This window comes from Corynebacterium hindlerae, assembly GCF_014117265.1.
Lineage (GTDB): Bacteria > Actinomycetota > Actinomycetes > Mycobacteriales > Mycobacteriaceae > Corynebacterium > Corynebacterium hindlerae.
In genome coordinates this window covers 1,423,618-1,448,420 of record NZ_CP059833.1, presented here as the reverse complement: position 1 = coordinate 1,448,420, position 24,803 = coordinate 1,423,618, and the positions used below count along the sequence as shown (strand labels likewise).

Genomic DNA, 24,803 nt, shown 5'->3' with positions numbered 1-24,803 from the left:
TCTGGTGCCTATGCCAGTGGAGTTAATACTCGAAGAAATCAAACAGTGGATTGTTGCCCATGGCATTTTCCTTGCCATGCTGGTGATCATCGGCTTCCTCATCCCCCGAGTCGGACGTCGCATCATCGCCGGAGCAGGCAAAGCCGTTGACGAAGGCAGCGAAGCTGCAAAGGGGCGAAAAGCCCTGGTAGGTGCGATGGTCTACATCGCTGAAGCCATCGCCTACACGTTCCTGATTATTTTCGGAATGCGGAACCTCGGGATCAACCTGGCTGCAGCTGCCATCCCCGCGACTGTCGTTTCCGCCGCGGTTGGTTTCGGTTCGCAGAAAATCATTGGCGACCTCCTGGGTGGTTTCTTCATCATCACGGAAAAGCAATACGGTATCGGCGACTGGGTGAAGTTCTACGGAACGGCAGCCACCGTCGAAGGCGACGTCGTGGACATGACGCTGCGCGCCACCACGATCCGCACCATCAATGGCGACGAAATCACCGTCCCCAACGGCGAAGCCCGCATGTGCGTCAACTCTTCGGCACGCTGGGCCCGCGCCGTGGTCAACATTCCAGTGCCGATCACGGCCGGTAGCTCAATGGATGAAATCAACGCGCGATCGCTGGCGGCGGCAGAAGATGCGCTGCTTGAGCCGTCGATAAGCGAGCATATCCGCAGCGAAATCACCTTCCACCCCGCCACCGCCGTCACCCCACCGACCGCCATGGGCCTGCCATGGACGGCCACGATGCGCCTCATGATCGACGTCGCGCCGGGCAAACAATGGCTCGTCGAACGCGCCGTCCGCGCCGCCGTGCTGGACGAATGGTGGGAGGACTACGGCAAGCGCGCCAGCGAAACGACGCTGCTTGACGACGACGTCAACAATTCCCTCCGGCACCTGCTTGATACGGAAGAGTTTCGTCCCATCCCAGCAGCGGCCATCAAACCGGCCCCGCCTAAGGCAACGGATACCGGGGAGCTCGAAGCGCTCGCCAACGCCGCAGAAAACGCTGACGTGCCACGCGAACAGGTGATGAAGGAAATTGTGGAACGCTCCGATGCGCCGGAGAAACCACGGAAAGTCTCCGGAATCCTTTCGCTCGGTGGGCGAGTGCGCCCCTCTACGACGCTGCTGATGATCGGCCTGCTCATCGTCGGAATGTTGGGATCGATGACACTTTCTGACGGGCAGCAAGGAGGCCAAGCCGGATGGCTAGCTCCCGACCCCGTAGTGACGCAGACACCCGAGGCTCCCGCGCCGGCACCAGCGCCTCCCGTGTACTCGGAAGTGCCACAAACCTACATTCCGACGCCTGAGGAAACCTTTGAGCCCACCGTTGAGCCGACCGTCCCGGCGACGCCGGAAGCTACGTCAGAACCGGTAGCGACAGAACCCGTGGCCCCGGAGGTTGGAGAAACCCCAGTTCAGGAGACCCCCTAAAGGTAATATGTACATTTGGGTACTAAAAATCGACACGTTTCGGGGAAATGTTTAAGGTGTGTACATGAGCAATTTCAATCCCGAAGTGCCCTATAACGATCTCCCTCCGTTGCCCCCTTCAGACGTTGTGGAAACAGTGAGGGTGCTCAAGGCCGTCATCGACGCGCAATCTGCCATATCCGCGCTCAATATGGCATGTCGGCTGATTCCAAATCCTGCGATCATTACGTCGACTATCCCGCTTCGGGAGGCGCAGGCTTCCACCGAAATTGAAAACATCGTCACCACAAACGATGAGCTGTTCCGAGCAGCTTGGCGCGCAGATGCCACGCCAACACCTGCCACAAAGGAGGCACTCCGCTATAACGATGCGCTCCATTTTGCGGTTTCCGGACTGGGGACACTTCCGGTCTCGGAAAAGTTAGCTAAAGAGGTGTGCGGGGTGTTGCAAGACGGGCGGAATGAGGTGCGATCAACTCCCGGCACCTACATTGGAGACCCATCTACTCAACAGAGGGCATACACCCCTCCGGAAGGGAGAGAGGTCATTGAGCGACACCTGTCTGCCTGGGAGCGATTCATCTACAGTGACCATGGCCTGAATCCGCTGGTGCTCATGGCATTGACTCACTACCAATTTGAAGCCATTCACCCTTTTTATGATGGCAATGGTCGCACAGGGCGAATTCTGAATGTGGCGCTGTTGGTACAGGAAGAAATGCTAGCTCTCCCCGTGCTATATCTTTCCGGACAGATCGTTGCCCACAAGTCTGAGTACTACCGATTGTTGAGGGCCGTCACGGTAGAAGGGGCCTGGGAAGAGTGGATCCTGTTCATGGTTAGGGCTGTGGAACGTGCTGCGCAAGAAGCAATACGTCTCATTGAAGCGGTAACCAAAGTCCAGGAGCAGCTAGCTGATCGGATTCGTGACCTCGGGATACAACCGGCAAAAGAGTTGGCTGAAGTCCTGGTGAAGAACCCATATGTGCGTATTGGCGACGTTACGGAAGCTGATATAGCCCAGCGCCAAACCGCCTCGAAGTGGCTTGCTCTGCTGGCTGAGAACGGTGTGCTGAGTGAACAAACGATCGGTCGAGAAAAAATCTTTAAGAACCTGGCTGTGCTCGAGGTATTGACCCAATAAAAGGTAATATGTACATTTGGAGCCTAAAAATCGACACGTTTCGGGGAAATGTTTAAGGCGTGTACATGTCCTAGCACTGGCAGGCGGGACACCAGAACAAGTTCCGGCCCTCTAACACCTGGTGGCTAATCGGAGTCCCGCACACATGGCAGGGCAGGCCCGCCCGGCGGTAGACATAAACCTCCCCGCCGTGGTCGTCCTTACGAGGCTCGCGCCCCATCGCCTCCGGGGTGTGCTCGGGCCGAACCGTATCGATCCTGCCAGCTGTTACCCCAGCCTTCATGAGCGTCACGAGGTCGCGCCACAGCGCATCGAACTGGCCCCGACTCAGTTCCCGCCCCGGAGTAAACGGGCTTAACCCCAAGCGAAACAACGGCTCAGCCCGGTAGATATTGCCCACGCCGGCAAACAACTTCTGGTCCATGAGCAGCGAAGCGATCGTGCGTCCGGAGTGGCTCACCCGCGACCACAGCCACTCGGGATCCGCATCTGCGCGCAAGGGGTCGGCGCCGAGCTTCGCCACGGCAGTCGCCATCTCGGACTCTGTGATCAGACGGCACCACTGCGGTCCAATCAGATCAGCCGCGGTGTTCGAGTTGGCGATGCGCAGTCGCACCGTGGGGCCGGGGTCCGCCAAGGGCTGGATCCTCAACTTGCCGATCAAACCAAGATGGATGCTCACCACATGAGGCCCAGCGAAATGAACAAACAACTGTTTGCCGTAGGCGTCTGCGTGGGTGAGGACGTGGGTGTCGATAAGCGCGGCGGAGGCAGCGAACCGACCCTGCGGCGACGAAACACGAACGCGCTGGCCTGCGAATTTCTCGGTGAGGTCGCGGGCGAGTCGGTGGATTACGTGGCCTTCGGGCATGGAGCTAGTGTAGTCAGCTCCTGCTGCACCGGGCGCCAATACCCGGCCCGAACAGCGAGCAATTGGGTGGGAGGTCGCAGCTCGTCGAGTGCTGCCACGTAGTCGGGCACGATCGCACGAGGAAGCCGCAGTCCAACCGTGAGGTGCGGGGTCCAGCGATCACCGCGGCCATCCGGGTTCAAAGCGCTGAGTTCCCGGGCGGCGCGCTCCAGCTCATCGGTGGTTTCCAGCAGCAACGCCACGGTTTGCTTGGACTTAGTGCCAAAGACAACGGTGCCGACCCTCCGAAACTCAGCCGGAACCAACCCGGGTAGCAGTTCGGCGGCGCGCTCCACCACGCGCGGCGACATCGCGGGAGAAAACGTGAGCGTAATGTGCGGGGTTTGCTGCTGCCTCGGGAAACCGCGCTCCGCTAGCTGGTCAAAAAGCTGCCGGATCGCGGCATCGTGCTCGGGAGACAAGTAGAGCAAAAGGTTTTCTGGAGAAGACACGTAAAATTCCACATTTTCGGTCGGAAAACGGCCATTTTTGAGGCCCAGATGCAGAATTTTACTTACCTGTCCCGAGCGCACAAGGGCGAACCCTGCAATAGGCTGTTGAAGTATGACAATCACTGCGCTGGCCACCGTCCGCGATATCATCCCGGGGACGTGGTCAACGGCGACAACCTTCCAGGACATCGCCGACATCACCAAATTCCAGTCCTTTATCGGCCCGATCGAACAGGTCAAACACCTGGTCACCACAAAAGGATTGCAGCGCGCGGGCAGACAAATGAATGCAGGTTTGTTTGCCACCTTTGAGCATGCGCGCGCAACACAAGTGGTTTACGAGTTCGCGCAGCTGCCTGATGAGAAATGGGCCGAGGACGCCAACGCAATCTTCCTGGATGAGCATAAGCTGCACAATATCGATGGTGAGGACCTGCTGGACCCTGCTAACCAATACTCTGTCCCTTACCATCCAGACGCCCGCATGCGCGCCAGCCGCATCCGCGCCGAACTCGGGGTGCTCGGCATCAACGTGCTGGATGATCTGCCACCGGTTCGTAGCGAACACGAAATACAGCTGCGCGACGCGCGGGACGTTGCCTGCCGTGCCTGCGCACTGATCGTTGTTTCAGAAATCGCGGTGGCGTGGCACCACAACGAGAACATCATCGCACCTATTAACCAACGGATGCCCGATGCATTCGCCGCTTTCTCCCCGCGGGAACGCGCGTTTGTGGAGGCGGTTACTCTCGGGGATCGCAGCACGGAAATCATGGAAGAAGCGACGCAGCTCAGCTGGTGTGATAAGGCAGCGCAGCCGCTCATGCACCTGCTCGGTGCGGTGTCGCTTCCGGACCACTTGACTGGTCGTGCTCCAGCCCATGCGGATGACCTCGCAGGCGTGTCAAGCAGCGATGTTGTTGGCGTTGCCGCTGAATGGGGCTCCACGGAGTTCATCAGGAATTTCACTACGCTGCCGGATAGTCGACAGATCTGTGATTTCTATGAGTATGTGCGCTCGCTTCGGTGGGTCGCGGTGGATGAGACGCTACGCCCCGAGGATCCGCATTACGTTGATGAACACACGGACGAAATCCTCATGGAATGGCACAAAGCTCTGGCCTGGCTCACTGACCCGGGTGTGGAGTGGGATGAAACTCCGACACACACCTAGGTATTGTGCACGTATGCTCAATTTCGTTCTCCTTCTCACCCGGGGGTTACGTTTCGGGAGTAACCATTGAAAACTCTCCTCTATTATTTCCCAGTCATCGTCTTGTTGACCCTGCTTAAGGGATACTTTGTGATTGGTCACCTGTGGCGAAAGGAAGCGCACCACCTGCGTGAAATCCAACTAGTCCCCTTCAATGACCTCATCGCCCCCAGTAGCTGGTTCGGCCCATTATTTAACGTGGTAGGCAACGTGGTGCTGTTTGTGCCACTGGGGTTGATCGCCTACCAGCTGCTTCGCGACGTCCGTCGCACGGTCGCCCTTGGCCTGGGGATATCGCTTACGATTGAGGTCCTGCAATTTGTCTTTGCGCTTGGCATTTCGGATACGGATGATTTGATCCTCAATACTTTCGGCGCTTTGGTCGGCGCCGTGGTGGCGAAATGGCTGCCGTGGGATAGGTTCTGGCGCTGGTGCACTATTGCGTTCGCCACATTCATTTACGTGTTGTACCTGCTAGGGCCACGTTTAGGGTCCGAGGAGGCGATGGTGGAAGCTTTAGGGTTTTCCGCGGCCTACCACTAAACTCGAATACATGCAGCGCATCAGCAAGATCCTCCTGTATTACAAGTTCCTTCCCCTGTCCGATCCCAAGGCCGTGATGATGTGGCAGCGCGAACTCTGCGAACGCCTCGGCCTGCGCGGGCGCATCCTGATTTCCGAGCACGGCATCAACGGCACCGTCGGTGGCGACATGGCTGCCTGTAAAGAGTACGTAAAGAAGTGCAAAGAGTACTTCGGCAAGATGGAATTCAAGTGGTCCGAGGGCGGCGCGGAGGACTTCCCACGTCTGTCCGTCAAGGTCCGCGATGAGATTGTGGCGTTCGGCGCGCCGGGGGAACTCAAGGTGGATGAAAACGGTGTCGTCGGTGGTGGCGTGCACCTCAAGCCAGCGCAGGTGAACAAGCTGGTGGAAGAACGTGGCGACGAAGTCGTGTTCTTCGATGGCCGCAACGCCATGGAGGCGCAGATCGGTAAGTTCAAGAACGCCGTGGTGCCGGATGTTAACACCACGCATGACTTCATTAGGGAGCTGGAATCCGGCAAGTATGACTGGATGAAGGACAAGCCAGTCATTTCCTATTGCACCGGTGGTATTCGCTGCGAAATCCTGTCGGCGCTTATGAAGAACCGCGGTTTCAAAGAGGTCTACCAGATCGACGGTGGCATTGTCCGCTATGGCGAAAAGTATGGCAATGATGGGCTGTGGGAAGGCTCGCTATATGTTTTTGACAAGCGGATGCACACAGAGTTCGGCATGGGCACCGAGGACCCGGGATTTGTGCAGCTTGGGCACTGTGTGCACTGCGGTACCCCAACGAACAAGTTCGAGAACTGTGGCAACTTGGAGTGCCGCACCCAGACCCTGATGTGTCCTTCGTGTGCAGCGGATCCGGCGAAGCGCACCTGCGGCAGGGATGAGTGTGCCGAGGTGGTGCGGAAGCAGGCTCACGCCGCCGGGTAGTTGCAGCGCGGGCAGGTGACGGATCTGGGTCGCTGGAATGGGGGAACCGGCCTTGAATCATGTAGCCCGAAACGTATCATCTGCCCTGGGTTAAACCAGGTCATGGGGTTGAAATTGGCCTGGGGTCTTCGTTTCGGGTCGATGCTTTCAGGTGGGATCCACAGCATTTGCCCGGTCTCCGAGCATAGTGTCCACCATTTTTTCGGATTTTCTTGCGCATCATCCACGTTTCGGTGTGTGTTGTGGCCGATCAGGCTCATGTTTCCCGCTGTCGAGCGGCCGCTGAAGCGCCAGGCCAGCAGATGGTGAATTTCGCACAGCGCCGCGGGCAGCGAGGACCCCGGCGTCATATCGCCGCCTTGGGAGGCCACTAGGCCGAGGTAGGCGTAAAGATTAGCGGCCCGGCTGGTTTTACCCAGCTCGATTAGGTTGCCGGTGTCTGGATCCAAGATCGCCAGGAAAGCGTTTTTGTCCGCGCCGAGGCGGATCAAATCCTGCACGGACAGCAGCGTGCCGACGTCCGTCGGTACCACTCCAGCGGCCGTCGCCAGCTGCTCAATTGTCATTGTGGCAACCACGGTGGAGCAGCCGCGCGTCGGGCGCATAGGCCCGCTAAGCGCGTATTTCAGTGCTTTCACCAGTGCGTCGTGGTTGCGCTGGTCCTGGGTACGGCTGTCGTTTTCCTTCTCGACCTCCGGTAGGAGGTCGCCTGGGCCCGCGTAGTCAGCAAATAACCGCGATAACAAAGCGTGAAGTTCCGGGGTGACGGTGCCGGCAAGCTTGCCCATCAGCTCACTGTCCTGGGCGGAGAGCTTCACGCTGCGCTTGTGCTGACGTTCCTCGTCGCTGGGTTCGCTATCGGCGTTGAGCCCTTGCAGGATCTTCTGCCCGGCCCGAACGAGATCGTCTGGGGCCAACTGGTGAGCCATGCTCGCCATGACTTCCTCTACCCACGCAACAGTGTCCGGGGGAGTGCCCTTGGGGATCGCATCCAGTGTCTTCGAGATTACCGTGGCAGATTCCGCGCCAAATGCTGCTTTGGCCATGCCTGCTGCGGTGTGAGGCAACCGGGCAGGGATACCGTCGGTGTGTCCGACCGAAGGCGGGGAGTCAAACAATTCAGTTGACAGTCGGGAAAGATCCTTAAGCTGCTTTCTGCTAAACCTGCCTTCGTGCATCAGCTTGTTGAAGCTCGCGCGCGAGTTCGGTTCGAAGCCTTGGGAGTGCTGCAACTCTGACAGCAATCGAGTTGTTAGTAGATCCGCTAGTCGGTCAACTTCGCGCACACTAGCTAATAATTCCCTGGTTTGTTCCGCACTGAATCCCGGTTGGCCAAGAGCATGCAGCAGCTCGTGCTGGCTGGATAATATGCCAGCTAGCAGCCCCTGTGCGCGCTCTAATGTGTTCATGGTTCGAATTGTAAAACATGCGGAAGACAGCTTGGAAAATGAAATCGAACACACGTGCTAATAAAAATAACTATAGTGGAGGGGGATCTACTCAGATATGATCAAATAGTTACACTAACAACCGAAGGGATCTATATGCGCTCTTTACTTTCTAGCCTCGCTACCTGTGCACTCGTTGGGGCGCTCAGCCTCCCAACTGCTGCCGCAGCCGACATCTTCGACGGGGGACGCCTCGCCGGCGGATCCTCCCAGGTCGTTCCAGTAGGGTCGTCCGTCATTCCTGGTGAACTCCCAGAACTCGGGCGCCCCGTCGACCTGGAGCGCTACATGGGTACCTGGTACCAGGTAGCCGCCATTCCGCAGCCGTACACCCTGCAATGTGCTAACAACACCACTGCCGAGTACCGCCTGCTTGACGACGGCACCGTAGCAGTCCATAACTCTTGTGGCACACTTCTCGGCTCCCGCTCCGACATTGAGGGGGTAGCAACGCCACTGTCGGAGTCCTCCCTGCGGGTCAATTTCCCTGGTGTTCCATTCCAGGATCCTAATGGTCCCGCGAACTATCGGGTGACTTGGCTAGCTGAGGACTACTCCCTCGCAGTCGTTGGTAGCCCGAATCGCCTCTCTGGCTTCGTGCTGTCGCGCACGCCCAATCTGAGTGCAGAGCAGTGGGGCCAGGTAAAGAGCGCCATCCGAACAGCGGGATGGAACGAATGTGTTTTCCTCTCCGTCCCTATGGCGGGTGGGGGAGCGGATGCTACACCGCTGTGCTTAAAGTAGCTGGCTATTGCCCGACGATGGCCATCGTGCCGAACCCCGTCATGATGGTCATCGCCCACGGGATGAGGAACCAGATCACGCCGAACCACGGTTGCCACAGTTCGTAGCGCTTCCACTTCCGGTACAGGATCACCATCGCGCCGATCACGGTGAGCATGGAAAACCCGCCGGTCACGGTGGGGAAGAGGATTTCGTAGCGGCGTGAACAGATCAGAGTCCGGGACCCTTCGAAGCACATCGGCCCGCCCTGGGCTTTTGAGAACCCGATGATGATGAGGGCGATCACGATGGATCCAACGCAGGCGAAGATGGTGTACCAAATTGCCTGCTTGATAGATAGGCGCGCCCGGGAACGGCGTAGCTCCGGGCTTGCCATGAGATCGAGCTCAGTGACGCGATGGCGTTTACCTTCCGGGACGCGATCGAGTTCCGGGTCAATGCGGTATCCGTTGTCCTCGGTCATTTGTGCTCCTCCCACAATGTGCTAGGTATTCACTTTAGCCCCGGGGACGCAAAATAACCTCATGCTGGTGACCGTCTTCGGGGGTGTTTAGTGCGTGCAGCACAGCTGCCGCAACAGTACTTGCCGATAGATACGCTGCAGGACAGTACTCCCCACCTTCTGCCGCGACCACCGCCTCCTGCATTGGAGTGTCAATCCTACCCGGGTAAACGCTAGTTACCCGAATGTCGGGTTCTTCTAGCCGCAACGCATCACACCAGGCGCGCGCCGCAAACTTCGAGGCCGCGTAGGAGCCCCACCCCGGATTAGCGCGCAACCCAGCACCGGAATTCAGGTACACCACATCACCACGAGCAGCCCGCAATAGTGGCAGGTAGTGGGCGGTCAGCTCCACGGGGGCCAGGACGTTCACAGCAACTGTATCGGACCATTCGGCCATGTCAGGATTAGACACTGATCCCAATGAACACACGCCTGCGCAATGAATCAGCGCGTCCAGAGAATCCAACGATGGTGCGCCGCTGGTGTCGGGGAATGACGCCTGCCACCAGTGGGCATCCAAGGGGCCGGGTGCGGTGCGGTACTGGGCGTGGACTGACCAGCCGTCGTTAAGCAGCATGCGGGTGACCTCCAGGCCGACGCCCCCGCTGGCGCCAGTGACCACAGCAGTTTTCATCGCAGCACCGGCCTAATAATCGACGGCACCGGCGAATACTGCAGAATGTGGCTGGTCGCGGAGCCCACAAACACCCGCTCCAGGGGATTCATCGGGGAGCTGGACAGGCAAAGCAGGTCCCCCTTCTTCCATTTCACGGCATCGATAGCACCGGCCCAATTGCCACCACTACCCACCTCAGTTTCCACGGTCACGCCAGGGAACTCCGCGGCGACCAGGTCCTTTGCCCGGTCAAGGACGGCGAACAGGTGCTCGCGCCACTGGATCGAAATCTCAGTTTGGAGCTTCGTGGAATCAAGGAGGACCGAATCATCCAAAATGTCCGGGGCAAAGGCAACGATGCGCAGCGGAATGCCCCACGCCTCGGCGCGCTCTGCGGTCTCACGCAGCGCATCGTCGTTCTGCTCGCCGTCGATGAACCCATAGGTCAACCGAGTGACGCCCCGCTTGGACAGCTTGGTGCTGTCAGGCATCAGCCCCACCAGCTTCGGTGTCGAATGCAACAGCGTTTCCATGGTCGACCCGGCCAGGAACCGGCCCTTAACCGTCACATCAGACGAATTCATGAGGATAATCGTCGCTTCAAAATCCGCGGCGGCCTTCGCCAGCAACGCCGTCTCCGACGTCCCATCAAGAAACAGCGCGACCGGATCGCTCCAGCTTTCCTCCGGAATCCCCGCCGCCAACAAACTCTTCCGCGCCCACGACACACACGCCGCAGTCTCCTTGGCATGCCACTTCTTGTACTTGCCACCAAGTTTGGCAAAGCTTGTCGACGGCCACGGCCGCACAAACGTGGACACAATCTGAATTCGGATAGGGGAAGTCCGGGCCAGCCACGCCGCATAATCAAGTGCAGCATTGCCCTTAGATTTGTCGCCGTGATGAGGCTTACCAGCGACAAGAATCCGGATCTCCGAAGAGTTCTGGGGGGAAATTTTCGCCATTTAGAGTTGTTCTACAGTTGCGGAAAACGGACGCCCCTGTGCCGAAAAACTATGAACACAAGGTTAACTACTTGGAGTCTAACAGCCCATACCGAAACCGAGGTAAATCAGTTGGTGTACAGATTCGACATCTTGGTAATCAGCGGCACAATCTTCGCTATCTGCTCCAACTCCTCAGGATCCAACGTGCCCAGCATCTCCGCGAAATAGCGAGTACGCTCCTCACCCACCTTCGCCAACTCCCGACGACCCGTCTCAGTAATCTGCACCAACACACCACGCCGATCAGCCTTGTCGCGGACACGCTCCACTAACTCCCGCTGCTCCAACTGGTGCAACGTATTGGAAGCAGTCGGCATCCGGATGCCTTCTTTCTTAGCGATCTCACTGATCCGCTCCGCCTCAACCTCAGCAAGATGAGTGAGGATAGTCAGTTGAGGTCCAGTAAGGGAAGACTGGGCCGCCCGTCGGAAATAAGTCACATAAAGCTTCGTCATCGCTGGACGAAGTTGCTCCGAAACCGCCTCTGGCGAAAAATTTTCGTAGGAATCAGCTGTGCTCATGGATCAATAGAACCACAAAACACATTAGTGTTTCCATATTCGAAAATGTTTTGTCGCAAAAAGGGTGTAGCTGGTCACTGAGACATGGGTTTGGGGATCCCCTCAGCGTAAAAAACCCGGGAAGCGTTTCCCGGGTTTCGGAGCAAAAATATGGTTCGTATTTGCTATTTCTGCTTATTTCTTCCAAGATCCGGGAAACGCTTCCCGGAGATTAGGGGATGAAAAGAAATTCCCACAAACCAGCGCTAGCCCTTGATGAAGTCTTCGAGCTGAGCACGGGCTTCGTCGTCAGGGAGCTGACGAGGAGGGGACTTCATCAGGTAGGAAGACGCTGGGTGGATCGGGCCGGAGAGGCCACGGTCCAGGGCGATCTTGGCGGCGCGGACGGCGTCGATGATGATGCCCGCAGAGTTAGGGGAGTCCCACACCTCCAGCTTGTACTCCAGGTTCAGTGGCACCTCGCCGAAGGCCTTGCCCTCCAGACGGACGTAGGCCCATTTGCGGTCGTCGAGCCATTCAACGTAGTCGGATGGGCCGATGTGGACGTTGCGGTCTTCGATCTTCCCGGCGATTGGAGAAGATTTCAGATTGGAGGTCACGGCCTGGGTCTTGGAGATCTTCTTGGACTCCAGGCGCTCGCGCTCGAGCATATTCTTGAAGTCCATGTTGCCACCCACGTTGAGCTGCATGGTGCGCTCTAGGCGCACGCCGCGCTCCTCGAACAGACGGGCCATGACACGGTGGGTGATGGTAGCGCCAACCTGGGACTTGATGTCGTCGCCGACGATTGGCAGGCCAGCAGCCTCAAACTTGGCAGCCCACTCCGGGTCGGAGGCGATGAAGACTGGGAGTGCGTTGACAAAGGCACAGCCTGCGTCGATAGCGGCTTGCGCGTAGAACTTGTCTGCCTGCTCCGAGCCGACCGGCAGGTAGGACACGACTACGTCCACCTTGGCGTCGCGAAGCGCCTGCGCTACGTCGACGGCTTCTGCCTCGGACTCGGTGACGGTTGCCTGGTAGTACTTGCCCAGGCCGTCGAGGGTTGGGCCACGCTGCACTTCGACGCCGAGGTGTGGAATCTCGGCGATCTGGATCGTGCAGTTTTGGCTGGAGCGCAGGGCGGTGGAGAGATCCTTGCCTACCTTGTCGGCATCGACGTCGAATGCTGCGACAAATTCAACGTCGGAGATGTGGTAGTCGCCGAATTGGACGTGCATGAGGCCTGGCACGGTTTCGGAGGCTGGGGTGTCGCGGTAGAACTGGACGCCTTCTACGAGGGAGGTTGCGCAGTTGCCGCAACCGACGATGGCGACCCGAACTTTAGATTCGCTCAACTTAGATTCTCACTTCCTAAATGGGATGTAACCTCTACCAACCTAGTGTGGTTGGTGCATCTTGAAAGGGGCTTGATCGATAAAGAAGCGAGGTTAATCGATTCAGAACCGCCCGCTAGAGTGGTGTTGACAGACGCAATATACTGTCCCGGTGGTCGTCTTTAGTGCAGTTGTCAGCCATCAGCTTCCCCGGAAGCGGGTCCTGAGGCAGTGGCGAGCAGGATTAAAGCGGAAAGAAGAGTTGTGTGACGCAGATTTCCTTCTTGTTACGGCCGCAAAGTTCCACGGCCAACCTGCACAAACGCCGTGTCCAGTGTGTGAAAGCGAAAATCTTCGCGTGGTGCTTTGGATATTTGGCGAGCACTTAGGGAAAATGGCAGGTACTGCACGTGATCTCTCAGAGATCGAACGGATTGCGCTGACTCACAAGCCGTTCACGGTACACACTGTAGAGGTGTGTCCGGACTGCCGATGGAACCATCTGCTGCAGACCGCAACAGCTGCAGCCTGAGGGATCCGCTCAATAGATAGAGGAATGGACAAAAGTACAGTGACCAGTAACACCCGGACTACGAAGGGCAAACGGCGCCGGAAGCGTAGCAAAAAGAGCCTGTGGGGCACGATCGCCGCGATCATCGCCGTCGCTATTGCTATTCCGGCCTTCATCTTGGGCAGCATGTACGTGGCGGCCGATGTTCCAGAACCAGAGGAGCTTGCTAACAAGCAGATTTCCCTGATTTTGGCGTCGGACGGCTCGTCGGAGTTGGCGCGTGTGGTGCCAGCCGAAGGTAACCGCACCACCGTCGGCATTGACCAGATTCCACAGCCAGTGATCCATGCTGTGCTGGCGGCTGAGGACCGTGAGTTTTATACCAACCGTGGTTACTCCCTGACCGGTTTTGCCCGCGCCGCGCTGGGCCAGCTCCGTGGCGACGCCTCTGCCGGCGGTGGCTCGACCATTACCCAGCAGTACGTCAAGAATACGGTGGTGGGTAACGAGCACTCTATTAAGCGCAAGATCCATGAGCTGATCTATTCCGCGAAGATGACGAAGGAATGGTCGAAGGACGAGATCCTGGCCGCCTACCTGAACACCATTTACTTTGGTCGTAATTCTTACGGTGTCGCCGCGGCGTCGAAGGCGTACTTTGGTAAGGATCTTTCGGAACTTGGCCCTGCGGAAGCGGCAGTGCTAGCGGCTTCCATTCAGCGTCCGAGCCAGCTAGATCCGTGGACTAACCGGGCTGGGGCTGAGGATCGTTGGAACTACGTGCTGGACGGCATGGTCAGCACCGGCACTTTGTCCCAGGCAGAACGTGACTCTTTGGTGTACCCAGAGACCACTGATCCTGCTCAGAACCGTGCGTACACGGAGGCAACCGGCACCAATGGTCTGATTAAGAACCAAGTGATGTGGGAGCTCGCAGATTTGGGCATCACGGAGGATGTTGTCCAGACCCGCGGCCTCCGCGTGACTACCACGATCGATCCGCGTGTCCAGGAAAACACTGTGAATTCCGTGCAGACGTTGCTGCAGGGCGAGGACGAGAAAATTCGTACCGCTACCGTCAGCATTGATCCGAAGACGGGCGCAGTGCGTGGTTACTACGGTGGTGAGGAAGCCAGCGGCTGGGATTTTGCCAACTCGGCGATGCAAACTGGTTCTACGTTCAAGATTTTCGGTTTCGCAGCCGCTATGCAGCAGGGTATTTCCCCGAATGCCTACTACAGTTCTGCCCCGGTAAAGACGGGTAACGTCACGGTGAACAACTCCGACGGTGGTAACTGCGGTACCTGCACCATCAGCCAGGCGTTGAAGGAGTCCCTGAACACGTCCTTCATCCGACTGCAGAAGGACTTGGCGCATGGCCCGAAGGATACCGCGGATATGGCGCATGCTCTTGGCGTGGCGCGTTCCGTTCCTGGCATTGACAAGACCTTGTCTGAAAATGGTGGGGACCCGTACGAGGGCGTCATTCTTGGCCAGTACCAGACTCGTCCGCTGGACATGGCAGTGGGCCTGAGCACCTTGGCTAACGAAGGTATTTGGCACAAGCCACACTTCGTGGAGAAGGTGGAGACCGCTGACGGTGAGGTGCTGTACCAGCATGAGGTTGGCAACGGTGAGCGTCGCATCAGCAAGGTTGCCGCGGATAACACGATCAAGGCGATGGGGCCGATCGCGGGCTGGTCAAATGGTACCCTCGCTGGTGGTAGGCCTTCCGCTGCAAAGACTGGTACGGTGCAGCTCGGCGACACGGGCTACAACAAGGACGCGTGGATGATCGGCGCAACCCCGCAGCTGGCCACCGCAGTGTGGGTGGGCACGGTGGACAATTCGCCACTGCGCAACGCGTGGGGCGGCAACATGTATGGCGCTGGCTTGCCGACGCAAATCTGGAAGTCCGTGATGGACAAGTCGCTCGCGGGCCAGAACTTTGCCTACTTCCCAGAGGCAGGCCCGATCATCCCCGACCCGAACAAGTTCTACCGCAACCAAGCGCCGGCACCGGCCGCGCCAAGCAAGAAGGATACGGAGTCCACTGAGGATCCATCCGCATCAGAGGAAACGGACGTTCCTGGCGTGGAACCAGTGGCTCCAGCTCCAGCCCCGGGGCCGCAGGGACCACCGCCACCTCCTAGCCTCAACGACTTGCTGAACAGCTTGTTGTAGTTTTTCCCGACGAACTGCCCTTGTGCCCTGCACTGGGCAGTTTGTGTATGTACTAAGGAGCGAATAACCATTGGTAGTATCCACGGTGTGAGTCCGGACGAATACACATTGGGTACGGTGCCTGAGCACGCGAAGCAGTCGGTAAGCCAGCGGGTGAGCCCCGCGGCGACGGAGTCGATGGCGCGCGGGTTCATTGAGTTCCTGGGCGGCCCGCTGGGGCGTCACGCTGCTGTGGGGACCCAGCGGTGGTGGACACCGCTGCGGGTTTTTGTGCTGACGTCGTTGGTGTTCTTGGCGTTTGGGTTTTTGTCTAAAACGAACTGCCTGATGGGCAAGCGTGGCGATGCCGGGGTGACGCTGGACTGGTCCGGGAATCGTCAGTATGTCTCAGCGTGCTACAACGACATTGTCCCGTTGTTTGGAGTGTATGACTACGCGCATGGAACCTTCCCCTACGCGCACTCCTGGCTTGAAGGCGGTACTACTCGCTACATGGAATACCCGGTGCTCACCGGCCTGTTTCAGTGGGTCTGCGCGCTAGTGGGCAATGCGGTGTACCGGGTGGTGGATGCTTTTCCTGGGCACGCGATACCTCAGGTCACTGTCTATTTCATGGTCACGGCTCTGGTGCTGGCGGCCTGTTGGACCATCGCGGTGAAAATGGTTGCGGAGCTGGCGGGGAACCGGGTGTGGGATACGGTCCTGATGGCGGCGTCTCCCGTCGTGGCTGTTCATGCGTTTTCTAACTGGGATATCCTTCCGGTGCTGTGCGTCGTTGCAGCATTGGTGGCGGTGAAGCGGTCGCGTCCTGGCGTGGCTGGCGTGTGGATCGGGCTAGGGACGGCGTTTAAGCTCTGGCCGCTGTTCATCTTGGGTGCGTATCTAGTGCTCGCGCTTCGAGGGCGGAACTTTGTCCCATGGGTGAAGATGACGCTGATGGCTGCGATGTCGTGGTTGGTGGTGAACCTTCCCGTGTTGGCGCTGTATCCGCAGGCGTGGAACGAGTTTTTCCGTCTGAATCGGGAGCGAGGCGCAGAGTGGACCACCGTGTACGCGGTGCTTACTCGGATGGGTGTGCCGAGCCTGACCCCTGGACAACTCAATTTTGTGAGTTTTGCCCTGTTTGGGCTGTTCTGCCTGGCGGTGTTGTGGATTGGGCTTCGCGCACCTCACACACCACGGGTGGCGCAGTTGGGTTTCCTAATCGTCGCCGGGTTTTTGCTGTGTAACAAGGTGTGGAGCCCGCAGTATTCCTTGTGGCTGGTACCACTCGCGGTGTTGGCGTTGCCGCAGTGGCGGTTGTTGCTGTCGTGGATGCTGTCCGAGGCGATACTGTGGCCGATTCTGACGTGGCACATGATGGGGGAGGATAAGTTGGGTGCGCCGGCGGAACTGCTGAATGCTGCGGTGTTGGTTCGCGATGGATTTGTCGTCGTCATGTGCGTGCTCATTATTCGGACGATGCTCGGACTGCGCGCTGATAAGGTCACAGATGTGCACGAAGGGCGCGACCCGCTGGCTGGCCCATTTCGCCTTTCGCCGCGCTTAACGACGTCCACTGCCACCACAACTCGTGAGGAAACCCATGTCTAATACCGCAATGTTCATCATGGTCGGGGAGATTTTCATCGGCTTTTTGTTCATGATGAGCGCGTTTGCATGTTTCATGTATAAAAAGCCGCTCAAGTTGGTGTGGGCGTTGGTGGCGTGCGCCGTTGTGTTCCTCACGATCCTCCCGGTGAGCCAGGCGATCGGATGGGGAACGACTTGGATTCAGTAGTTGCCCTGGTGTACCTTAAATAGGTTGCTGACGCAACGACCCTCCTGCCATGCCTACCGATGGGTGTGGCCGATTCAAATTACTAGACCATAGGAGGTGATGAGGTCCGTGCGTCAATACGAACTCATGATCATTCTTGATCCATCTCAGGATGAGCGCACCGTAGCCCCGTCCCTGGATAAGTTCCTCGAAGTCGTCCGCAAGGAAAACGGCACCGTGGAAAAGGTAAACATCTGGGGTAAGCGCCGTTTGGCTTACCCAATCAACAAGAAGGATGAGGGCATCTACGCCGTCATCGATCTCAAGTGCGAGTCCGCAACCGTTCTCGAGCTTGACCGTCTGCTGAACCTCAGCGACGACGTTCTGCGTACCAAGGTACTGCGCGTAGACGCTTAATCAGCGCTCGCCTACACTCGAATTCACACTGAACTAAAACGCAGAAAGGTAAGGACATGGCCGGAGATACCGTAATCACCGTGGTCGGCAACATCGTTGCCGATCCAGAACTCCGTTTCACCCCATCCGGTGCAGCGGTGGCGAATTTCCGAATCGCTTCCACCCCCCGCACGTTCGACCGTAACTCGAACCAGTGGGTAGATGGTGAAGCGCTATTCCTCACCTGCAATGTGTGGCGCCAGGCTGCTGAAAACGTAGCCGAGTCGTTGAAGAAGGGTATGCGAGTCATCGTCCAAGGACGCCTCAAGCAGCGTTCTTACGAGACCCGCGAGGGTGAGAAGCGTACCATTTTCGAAATCGAAGTGGACGAAGTCGGCCCATCCCTCAAGTACGCAACCGCACAAGTTACCCGCACCCCTTCTCAGGGTGGCGGCAACTACGGCGGTGGCCAGCAGTTCAACAACAACCAGCAGGGTTCCGCACAACCACAGCCACAGCAGCAACAGCGAGGTGGCTTTGGCGGCGGCCAGCAGCAGGGCGGTTTTGGTGGAAACCAAAACTCCCAGCAGGTTCCGGACAATGATCCATGGAACAGCGCACCTCCTGCCGGTGGTGGATTCGGTGGAGCAGACGACGAGCCACCGTTCTAAACGCGGCTCACACTCCAGATAATTGCTGAATTTCACTTTAGAAACTTTGAAAGGCAGGGATCATGAAGCTGATCCTCACCGCCGACGTTGACAAGCTCGGTGTCGCAGGCGACATCGTAGAGGTCAAGGACGGCTACGGACGTAACTACCTGCTGCCACGCGGCCTGGCAATCGTTGCCACCCGCGGCGCTGAGAAGCAGGTTGAGGGCATCAAGCGTGCCCAGCAGGAACGCGCAATTCGCGACATCGACCACGCTCGCGAGGTTCGCACCCAGCTCGACAACCTGGAAGGTGTCGAGGTTAAGGTTCGCACCGCCGATTCCGGCAAGCTCTTCGGTTCTGTCACCACGCAGGACATCGTCGATGCAGTTAAGGCTGCCGGCGGCCCATCTCTCGTGAAGCACAACATTGACCTGCCAAAGGGCCACATCAAGGCTCTGGGTTCCTACCAGGTACTGGTCAAGCTGCACGACGATATTAACGGCAAGATCAACTTTAAGGTCGTTGCAGCCTAAGCCCTTAGGCACATGCAACGGCGGCTAATTCCATAGCCCAACGACAACAGCGCACTAACCGGGTTTCACCTTGTATCGAGGTGGGGCCCGGTTAGTGTTTTCTCGGGTGAAGTCGTGGGTTATGTCGGGGTTATGTAGCGAAATTGGCGGTTGAAGCGGCACTACACCGGTGTAGGCGGTTGGTAGAGAACGGTTGGTAGAGAGTTCGAGAGGAAGTCGCGTCACACAGGGGGTAGAGGTTAATTTCTACTCGAACTCTCTACCAACCGTTCTCCACCAACTGTGTTAGATAGCGCTCACCTGTGAAGGAAACCCTCGATGTACCAGTCCTGCCCTGGCCTCGCCACGGAATCTCGACGTAGATTTTGCGACTTAACCTGTTTTCTCGGGTTCTTGGACAGGGATTCGTTGCGCAGGACAAATCGCTATCAACTATAAGTTATCCACAACATCCTGTGGATAACCATCGTCAAGGTGAGAGCGGCGGAGGCGAGAAGGAACGCAAAAAGACGTTTTGTCAAATCCCCTGGTCATGAAAAATGCCAAAGTAAAAACATGCTCTGACCAGCTAAAATGTCAGCAAACAGCTGTGAATAACGGGTAATAAACCTCTCACCTGCAACGATGCTACTACTCCACATGGTTGTCCACACATAGTTGTGGATAACTATGTGAGTTGAATGGTAATTGTGGGCTCATTGGGGCTGACGATGTGGGCGACGGGCTCAGGTTCAAGCTCAATAGTGGCGTCCACATATTCCCCGTTTGGGCCGGTACTGCGGTAGCTCATGCGGGTGTTTTCCAGTGACGTGGATGTGGTGCGGGCAGTGGTGAGCCATGGGTGGCGGCGTCGGAAAGCAATGAGCTCCTGGTGGAGGGCCAACATAGGGGAATCGCCCAAATGGAACATGGGGCGCACCGCGTCGTCCCCGCCGAGGCGCTCCTCCTTCAGTCCTTCGTAGCCGAACTCGTCGCCATAGTAGATCGAAGGCACGCCCCCAACCGTCATGAGGATGGTGAGGGCTAGCGCTGCTTTGGGAAGACCCACCTGGGTGGCGATGCGGGTGACGTCATGGTTCCCGATGAATGTGTACGGCGTGAAGGAATCCAGGAACGTGTTGTGGCGTTGCAGGTTCCAGTCGAGCTCGAAGAGATTGTTGTCCTTGAGGGAGGACCAGATAGCCTTCCACAGTTCGTACTGGGTCACCGAATTCATGGCGTCAGCGAAAGCGGCGTAGTCGCCGTGGATGACTTCACCCATGATCCAGGCGTCGGGGTGCTTCTCGTACACTTTGGGTAGGGTCGCCCGCCAGAACTCGAGTGGCACGGAATAGGCGGCGTCGAGACGCCAGGCGTCAATGCCATGGTCGAGCCAAAAATTCATCACCTCAGCCACCAGGTCGGACGTCTCCTCGCGCGAGTGGTCCAGGGTGTGTAGGTCGGCGTGGCCTTCGAAAACCGTGTCGGGCCGGACGAGGTGCTCGTAATGCGAGCCCGCGCCCACGTGATTGAAAACGCCGTCCAGCATGATCCGGATTCCCCGCTGCTTGCAGGCGCTTACTAGTTTCTGGAAATCCGCCATGGTTCCCAGGCGCGGATCAATGTCGAAGTAGTTGGTCGTGTCGTAGCCGTGCGTGTGGGAAGTGAAAATGGGGCCGAGTGCGAGGCCGTTGCAGCCGAGGGTAATGAGGTGGTCGAGGGCGTCGGTGAGGTAATCAAGCCGATGCGTGAGAGCGCGTTCCTCTGGCGTGGGGCGCACGGGCGCGCCGGTGAACCCCAACGGGTAAGCGTGCCACCAAATTGTGTGTTCTGACCAGTGTGACATGTAAAAACTTCCTTAGTATATGCAACTCACTTACGTTAGTGAGTATCTTGCACTAACTCGCGCTATGCTGTCAACATGTCCCAGCGAACCCGAATGAACCCAGCGCAGCGCAAGGCTCTCATCCTGGACACCGCGCGGTCGGCCTTCGCCACGCACTCTTACCAAAACGTATCGGTCGCCGCCGTGGCAGAAACCGCCGGAGTGTCCGTGGCGTTGGTGCACAAGTACTTCGACTCAAAATCCGGACTCTTCGCCGCAGTGCTGGAGCAGCACTTCCAGCAGCTCAGGGAGTTGCAACGCCACGCAGTCACCGGAAAAGCATCCACCAGAGACCGGGTCGTGGCACTGGTAGAAGCGCAACTGGATTACGTCGTTAAGCTGCAGCGTCCCCACGAAACCCAACACGTGCTGTTTGGGCACGACGACGCCCGCGCCAGCGAAGTCCGACGCCTCGATGAACACGGATTCGCGCAGACCCTGCGGGACATCGTGCGCCCCAATGACAGCGCCCGTGACTTCTATGCGGTAGCAGCCTTCCACGGAATACTGCAGGCAGCCACACGGACGTGGGTGCAACGCGGGTGTCCTGAGGAGGAAAAATGGCCCATAATAGAGGCCGTCGTTGGCGGTCTGGAAGGCAGTCTGGGAGACTGGAAACGCTAACAAAAACCGGATAGGGGAGAGGCAATTGACCACACCACACTTTGACGATTCGTCCGTTCCGCTCCCCCCGGAACCAGCCGAGGACAACACCTACCGGCGCAACAGGAAATATGACCGCGACATCCCGGAAGGTCGCGAGTTCGGGCGGCAGCCACCGCACGATTCCGACTCCGAAAAGGGCGTGTTGGGCGCCATGCTGATGTCCGTCACCGCCATCGAAGACGTCGTGGAAGTCCTCTCCCCGGAGGACTTCTACCACCCGCGCCACCAGATCATTTACAGCGCGATCCTGGAGCTCTTCACCGAAGGCGCCGAAGTTGACGCACTCATGGTGCGTGGCCGACTGGATCGAAGCAATGACCTCGAGCGCGTGGGCGGCGCCCCCTACCTCTATGACCTGGTCTCCAGCGTCCCGACGGCAGCGAATGCGCGGTTCTACGCCGAAATCGTGGCTGAGAAAGCGATCCTGCGCCGCCTTGTCGACGCCGGGACGCGCGTCGTCCAGCTGGGCTACGAGGGAACCGAAGGTGCAGAGATCGACGCGGTGCTTGACCTGGCCCAACAGGAAGTGTTCGCCATCGCGCAACGCCAGGCCACCGAAGACTACCAAGTGCTCGCTGACATCCTGGATTCCACTATGGACGAGCTCAGTCAGATTGCCGAAAATGGTGGCCTGGCCAAGGGTGTGCCCACGGGCTTCGTGGACCTGGATAACCTCACCAATGGCCTGCACGGTGGCCAAATGATCATCATCGCGGCCCGTCCCGGCGTGGGTAAGTCGACCCTTGCACTGGACTTTATGCGCTCCTGTTCTATCAAGCACGGCAAAACCTCCGTGATCTTCTCGCTGGAAATGTCCAAGTCCGAGATCTTGATGCGTATGCTGTCGGCGGAGACGGACATCAAGCTCACCGACATGCGCTCGGGCAGGATGACGGACGAGCAGTGGGCGAAGCTCGCGAACCGGGTCGGCCAGATCGAGGACGCCCCCATCTTCATCGACGACTCCGCCAACCTCACCATGATGGAAATCCGCTCCAAGGCCCGAAAACTCAAGCAGAAGCACGACCTACAGATGATCGTGGTGGACTACCTCCAGCTGATGAGCTCCGGCAAGCGCGTCGAATCCCGCCAGCAGGAAGTGTCCGAATTCTCCCGCTCCCTGAAGCTGCTCGCCAAGGAACTCGACGTCCCATTGATCGCGATTTCCCAGCTGAACCGTGGCCCCGAATCCCGCACGGACAAGCGCCCGCAGATTGCTGACCTGCGTGAATCGGGCTCGCTGGAGCAGGATGCCGACATGGTCATGCTGCTGTACCGCCCGGATTCTCAGGATAAAGACGACGAACGCGCCGGCGAGGCCGATATTATCTTGGCTAAGCACCGTGGCGGCCCGATCGATACGATCCCGGTCGCCCACCAGCTGCACTACTCCCGTTTCGTCGATCTTGCTAGGGGTTAACATGCGCATCGCCACGCTCCGGACCACCGACGGCACCTGTGCCGCCCGCATGGAGTCCGACACCACCGCCACGCTTTACGACGGCCTTCCCGACGTCACCGCCCTGCTCACGCAACCCGGCTGGGAACACATCGGGCCCACCGGTCCCGTGGTGAACGTGTCCCGGGAGGATTTCGCCCCCGTCATACCGCGCCCAGGCAAAATCATTTGCGTCGGCTTGAATTACGCTAAGCATATTCGGGAAATGGGGCATGACTTCCCCGAGGTGCCCACGCTGTTCATCAAGTTCCCCGAGGCGCTCATCGGTGCGTATGACAGCTCGCAGGTGCCGGCTTTTGCCAACACGGCAGCGGACTTCGAGGGGGAACTGGCCGTCATCATCGGATCACCCGCTCGAAACGTCGCGGCAGCGGACGCTGACGATTACATCGCCGGTTACTCCATCATCAATGACTTCACCATGCGGGACTTTCAAAATCAGACCAAGCAGTGGCACCAAGGAAAGTCCTTCGAACACACCGCGGGCTTTGGCCCGTGGCTGGACACTACCTTTGAGCCGGGTGGGCAGCTGACCACCACCGTCTCCGGAGACGTCATGCAGCAGGACTCCACCGGGGACCTCATCTTCAGCCCAGCGCAGCTCATCGAGTTCATCTCCCGGATCTACACCCTGCAGCCGGGCGACGTCATAGCCACCGGTACCCCAGAGGGCGTCGGCCATGCCCGGGACCCCAAGCGCTACCTGCGCGACGGGGACGTGGTTCGAGTGGAGATCGAGGGGCTGGGAGAGATTGAGAACCCTGTCGATTTTTGCTGATTGTTGAGGCGCCCTATCGCGGCTCGTACTTCTTGATCACGTGCGTCACGGGCCATACCGAGGCGGCGATGACGACCATGCCGATGATAAAGACGGTGTCGTATCCGTAGGCGGGCCCGATGAAGGACACCACGAAAGGAACACAGAACCCGAGGTACGTCATCGAATAGAAGATGCCGATGAGGGAGCCCAGCTCCGATGGTGGCGCCATCATCTGCGCCTCGCGCAGCCCGGACACCATCATGATGCCGTAGGCGGACCCGAGTGCGAGGGCCGCTGGCCAGATCCAGTGTGGCTGGTTTGTGCGGGCGATGATGTAGCTGAAGATCATCCCAAGGAAAGCGAAAGCGAGGCCGACGACGGCGGGCGGCACGAATCCACTACCCAGCCGGGGCACGAGTGGCTGAACAGCCACACCCACCAGCATGGTGATTCCCGCGACAACCCCAGCAAACACGAACTTGTGCTCAAAGTGCGAGCTGGTGAGGGACACGAGGATCGCGAACGCGGTGGATGCGCAGCCGAACACCCACGGCGCCCAGGCCGCGACGCTCCACAAGAACCGGGAACTCAGCGCCGTCTTGGGGAAGAATCGGCCCTGAACCGTGCCGGAGACTGGGACTTCCGGAAGACGCCACACCACCAGGGCAAGGAGCACGGTGGCGACGGCGTGGAACAGCCAAGGCAGGATCAGCGGGTTGGGGCCAAATTCAGCTAACACGCCGGCGACGATGGGGCCACCACCGAAGCCTGCGGTGGAGGCGATGGTGGCGCGCCGGGCACTGACGGCAACGGGGGCGTCGGACACCTCGCGGAGCCAGGCTGCCCCGGAGGCCATGACAAAGCCGACGGCGATGCCACAGATCCACCTGCCGAGCGTGAGTGCCCAGACCTGACCGAGGCCACCGTAGAGGATGATCAGCGACGACACCGCGGAGATGACCAGCGCGGGGCGCATGAGGGCGCGTCGTCCGACCCTGTCCGATAGGCGACCGCCGATGAGGAGCGCGGGAATGAGCCCGAAAATGTAGGCGGCGAGCAGGAATGTGACTGTTGCTTCGCTGAGCCCAGCCTCGTAACGATAGGTCAACAGCATCGGGGCGAAGCTGTTTGCGCCGAAGGCAATGATGAACATGCCCAGGGCGACTCGAAACCACTGCATGTGACCTCCCTAACTAATGTCTGTGAGACACATTACTTAATTAG

Annotated in this window: 26 protein-coding genes; 16 read left to right on the top strand and 10 right to left on the bottom strand. The window is 58.6% G+C overall.

What is annotated here, in order from left to right; translation table 11 throughout:
* The first annotated feature begins 10 nt into the window (after positions 1 to 10).
* Positions 11 to 1,438 (top strand): mechanosensitive ion channel family protein, encoded by a 1,428-nt coding sequence (locus tag HW450_RS07195; protein ID WP_182384977.1) that lies wholly within the window; start codon positions 11 to 13, stop codon positions 1,436 to 1,438.
* 64 nt (positions 1,439 to 1,502) lie between these two features.
* On the top strand, positions 1,503 to 2,582 hold the full coding sequence (locus HW450_RS07190; RefSeq protein WP_182384976.1) for a Fic family protein: 1,080 nt from the start codon (positions 1,503 to 1,505) through the stop codon (positions 2,580 to 2,582).
* A gap of 70 nt (positions 2,583 to 2,652) precedes the next feature.
* Here HW450_RS07190 and HW450_RS07185 read toward each other — a convergent pair whose 3' ends face one another.
* Both HW450_RS07185 and HW450_RS07180 read right to left on the bottom strand, forming a co-directional pair.
* Entirely contained in the window at positions 2,653 to 3,453 is an 801-nt protein-coding gene (locus tag HW450_RS07185) for an Fpg/Nei family DNA glycosylase (protein WP_182384975.1), read from the bottom strand.
* Positions 3,435 to 3,944, bottom strand: a complete 510-nt coding sequence (locus HW450_RS07180; protein WP_182384974.1) for a 2'-5' RNA ligase family protein — start codon at positions 3,942 to 3,944, stop codon at positions 3,435 to 3,437. Before HW450_RS07180 ends, HW450_RS07185 begins: the two co-directional genes overlap by 19 nt.
* A gap of 112 nt (positions 3,945 to 4,056) precedes the next feature.
* Here HW450_RS07180 and HW450_RS07175 point away from each other — a divergent pair, with 112 nt between their 5' ends.
* The 3 genes from HW450_RS07175 (at position 4,057) to trhO (ending at position 6,640) form a co-directional block, all read left to right on the top strand.
* Entirely contained in the window at positions 4,057 to 5,118 is a 1,062-nt protein-coding gene (locus HW450_RS07175; protein ID WP_182384973.1) for a DUF4272 domain-containing protein, read from the top strand.
* A 66-nt stretch (positions 5,119 to 5,184) separates the two neighbouring features.
* Positions 5,185 to 5,700 (top strand): VanZ family protein, encoded by a 516-nt coding sequence (locus tag HW450_RS07170; RefSeq protein WP_182384972.1) that lies wholly within the window; start codon positions 5,185 to 5,187, stop codon positions 5,698 to 5,700.
* A gap of 10 nt (positions 5,701 to 5,710) precedes the next feature.
* Positions 5,711 to 6,640: an oxygen-dependent tRNA uridine(34) hydroxylase TrhO gene (gene trhO / locus HW450_RS07165; RefSeq protein ID WP_182384971.1), complete on the top strand. Its 930-nt coding sequence runs from the start codon at positions 5,711 to 5,713 to the stop codon at positions 6,638 to 6,640.
* Here the strand turns inward: trhO and HW450_RS07160 are convergent.
* A complete protein-coding gene (locus tag HW450_RS07160) occupies positions 6,625 to 8,049 on the bottom strand; it encodes a DUF222 domain-containing protein (protein ID WP_182384970.1) in 1,425 nt (474 codons plus the stop codon). The genes trhO and HW450_RS07160 overlap by 16 nt on opposite strands.
* A 135-nt stretch (positions 8,050 to 8,184) precedes the next feature.
* Here HW450_RS07160 and HW450_RS07155 point away from each other — a divergent pair, with 135 nt between their 5' ends.
* Entirely contained in the window at positions 8,185 to 8,832 is a 648-nt protein-coding gene (locus tag HW450_RS07155; protein ID WP_182384969.1) for a lipocalin family protein, read from the top strand.
* Positions 8,833 to 8,836: 4 nt separating this feature from the next.
* Here HW450_RS07155 and HW450_RS07150 read toward each other — a convergent pair whose 3' ends face one another.
* The 5 genes from HW450_RS07150 to HW450_RS07130 form a co-directional block, all read right to left on the bottom strand.
* Positions 8,837 to 9,295 (bottom strand): hypothetical protein, encoded by a 459-nt coding sequence (locus HW450_RS07150; protein ID WP_182384968.1) that lies wholly within the window; start codon positions 9,293 to 9,295, stop codon positions 8,837 to 8,839.
* A gap of 34 nt (positions 9,296 to 9,329) precedes the next feature.
* Positions 9,330 to 9,971, bottom strand: a complete 642-nt coding sequence (locus HW450_RS07145; protein WP_182384967.1) for an SDR family oxidoreductase — start codon at positions 9,969 to 9,971, stop codon at positions 9,330 to 9,332.
* Complete coding sequence (locus HW450_RS07140) at positions 9,968 to 10,918, bottom strand: universal stress protein (RefSeq protein WP_182384966.1); 951 nt, start codon at positions 10,916 to 10,918, stop codon at positions 9,968 to 9,970. Before HW450_RS07140 ends, HW450_RS07145 begins: the two co-directional genes overlap by 4 nt.
* A 107-nt stretch (positions 10,919 to 11,025) precedes the next feature.
* Complete coding sequence (locus tag HW450_RS07135) at positions 11,026 to 11,481, bottom strand: MarR family winged helix-turn-helix transcriptional regulator (RefSeq protein WP_182384965.1); 456 nt, start codon at positions 11,479 to 11,481, stop codon at positions 11,026 to 11,028.
* Between the two features lie 245 nt (positions 11,482 to 11,726).
* Positions 11,727 to 12,815: an inositol-3-phosphate synthase gene (locus HW450_RS07130; protein WP_182384964.1), complete on the bottom strand. Its 1,089-nt coding sequence runs from the start codon at positions 12,813 to 12,815 to the stop codon at positions 11,727 to 11,729.
* Between the two features lie 151 nt (positions 12,816 to 12,966).
* Between HW450_RS07130 and HW450_RS07125 the strand changes: the two genes are divergently transcribed.
* From HW450_RS07125 to rplI, 7 genes are all read left to right on the top strand, one after another.
* Positions 12,967 to 13,326 carry a DUF5318 family protein gene (locus tag HW450_RS07125; RefSeq protein ID WP_182384963.1) on the top strand — a complete coding sequence of 120 codons (360 nt, stop codon included), beginning with the start codon at positions 12,967 to 12,969 and terminating at the stop codon, positions 13,324 to 13,326.
* Positions 13,327 to 13,350: 24 nt separating this feature from the next.
* Complete coding sequence (locus HW450_RS07120; RefSeq protein WP_182384962.1) at positions 13,351 to 15,489, top strand: transglycosylase domain-containing protein; 2,139 nt, start codon at positions 13,351 to 13,353, stop codon at positions 15,487 to 15,489.
* Between the two features lie 117 nt (positions 15,490 to 15,606).
* Positions 15,607 to 17,082 carry a glycosyltransferase family 87 protein gene (locus tag HW450_RS07115; protein ID WP_232843206.1) on the top strand — a complete coding sequence of 492 codons (1,476 nt, stop codon included), beginning with the start codon at positions 15,607 to 15,609 and terminating at the stop codon, positions 17,080 to 17,082.
* Positions 17,075 to 17,269 (top strand): hypothetical protein, encoded by a 195-nt coding sequence (locus HW450_RS07110; protein WP_182384961.1) that lies wholly within the window; start codon positions 17,075 to 17,077, stop codon positions 17,267 to 17,269. The genes HW450_RS07115 and HW450_RS07110 overlap by 8 nt, the downstream gene beginning before the upstream one ends.
* Positions 17,270 to 17,377: 108 nt before the next feature.
* Positions 17,378 to 17,665 (top strand): 30S ribosomal protein S6, encoded by a 288-nt coding sequence (gene rpsF / locus HW450_RS07105; RefSeq protein ID WP_182384960.1) that lies wholly within the window; start codon positions 17,378 to 17,380, stop codon positions 17,663 to 17,665.
* A gap of 56 nt (positions 17,666 to 17,721) precedes the next feature.
* On the top strand, positions 17,722 to 18,315 hold the full coding sequence (locus HW450_RS07100) for a single-stranded DNA-binding protein (protein ID WP_182384959.1): 594 nt from the start codon (positions 17,722 to 17,724) through the stop codon (positions 18,313 to 18,315).
* A 62-nt stretch (positions 18,316 to 18,377) separates the two neighbouring features.
* Positions 18,378 to 18,830, top strand: coding sequence for a 50S ribosomal protein L9 (gene rplI / locus HW450_RS07095; protein ID WP_182384958.1), 453 nt, complete (start codon positions 18,378 to 18,380; stop codon positions 18,828 to 18,830).
* A 667-nt stretch (positions 18,831 to 19,497) separates the two neighbouring features.
* Here the strand turns inward: rplI and HW450_RS07090 are convergent.
* Positions 19,498 to 20,655 (bottom strand): alpha-amylase family glycosyl hydrolase, encoded by a 1,158-nt coding sequence (locus HW450_RS07090; RefSeq protein ID WP_182384957.1) that lies wholly within the window; start codon positions 20,653 to 20,655, stop codon positions 19,498 to 19,500.
* Between the two features lie 75 nt (positions 20,656 to 20,730).
* Here HW450_RS07090 and HW450_RS07085 point away from each other — a divergent pair, with 75 nt between their 5' ends.
* Genes HW450_RS07085 through HW450_RS07075 form a run of 3 tightly spaced genes read left to right on the top strand, consistent with a single transcriptional unit; the run spans position 20,731 to position 23,597 of the window.
* Positions 20,731 to 21,318, top strand: coding sequence for a TetR/AcrR family transcriptional regulator (locus HW450_RS07085; protein ID WP_182384956.1), 588 nt, complete (start codon positions 20,731 to 20,733; stop codon positions 21,316 to 21,318).
* Positions 21,319 to 21,343: 25 nt separating this feature from the next.
* On the top strand, positions 21,344 to 22,780 hold the full coding sequence (dnaB, locus tag HW450_RS07080) for a replicative DNA helicase (RefSeq protein ID WP_232843205.1): 1,437 nt from the start codon (positions 21,344 to 21,346) through the stop codon (positions 22,778 to 22,780).
* A 1-nt stretch (position 22,781) separates the two neighbouring features.
* Positions 22,782 to 23,597, top strand: coding sequence for a fumarylacetoacetate hydrolase family protein (locus tag HW450_RS07075; protein WP_182384955.1), 816 nt, complete (start codon positions 22,782 to 22,784; stop codon positions 23,595 to 23,597).
* A 13-nt stretch (positions 23,598 to 23,610) separates the two neighbouring features.
* On the opposite strand, the gene HW450_RS07070 is transcribed toward HW450_RS07075, so the two are convergent.
* Positions 23,611 to 24,759, bottom strand: coding sequence for an MFS transporter (locus HW450_RS07070; protein WP_182384954.1), 1,149 nt, complete (start codon positions 24,757 to 24,759; stop codon positions 23,611 to 23,613).
* Positions 24,760 to 24,803: the final 44 nt, after the last annotated feature.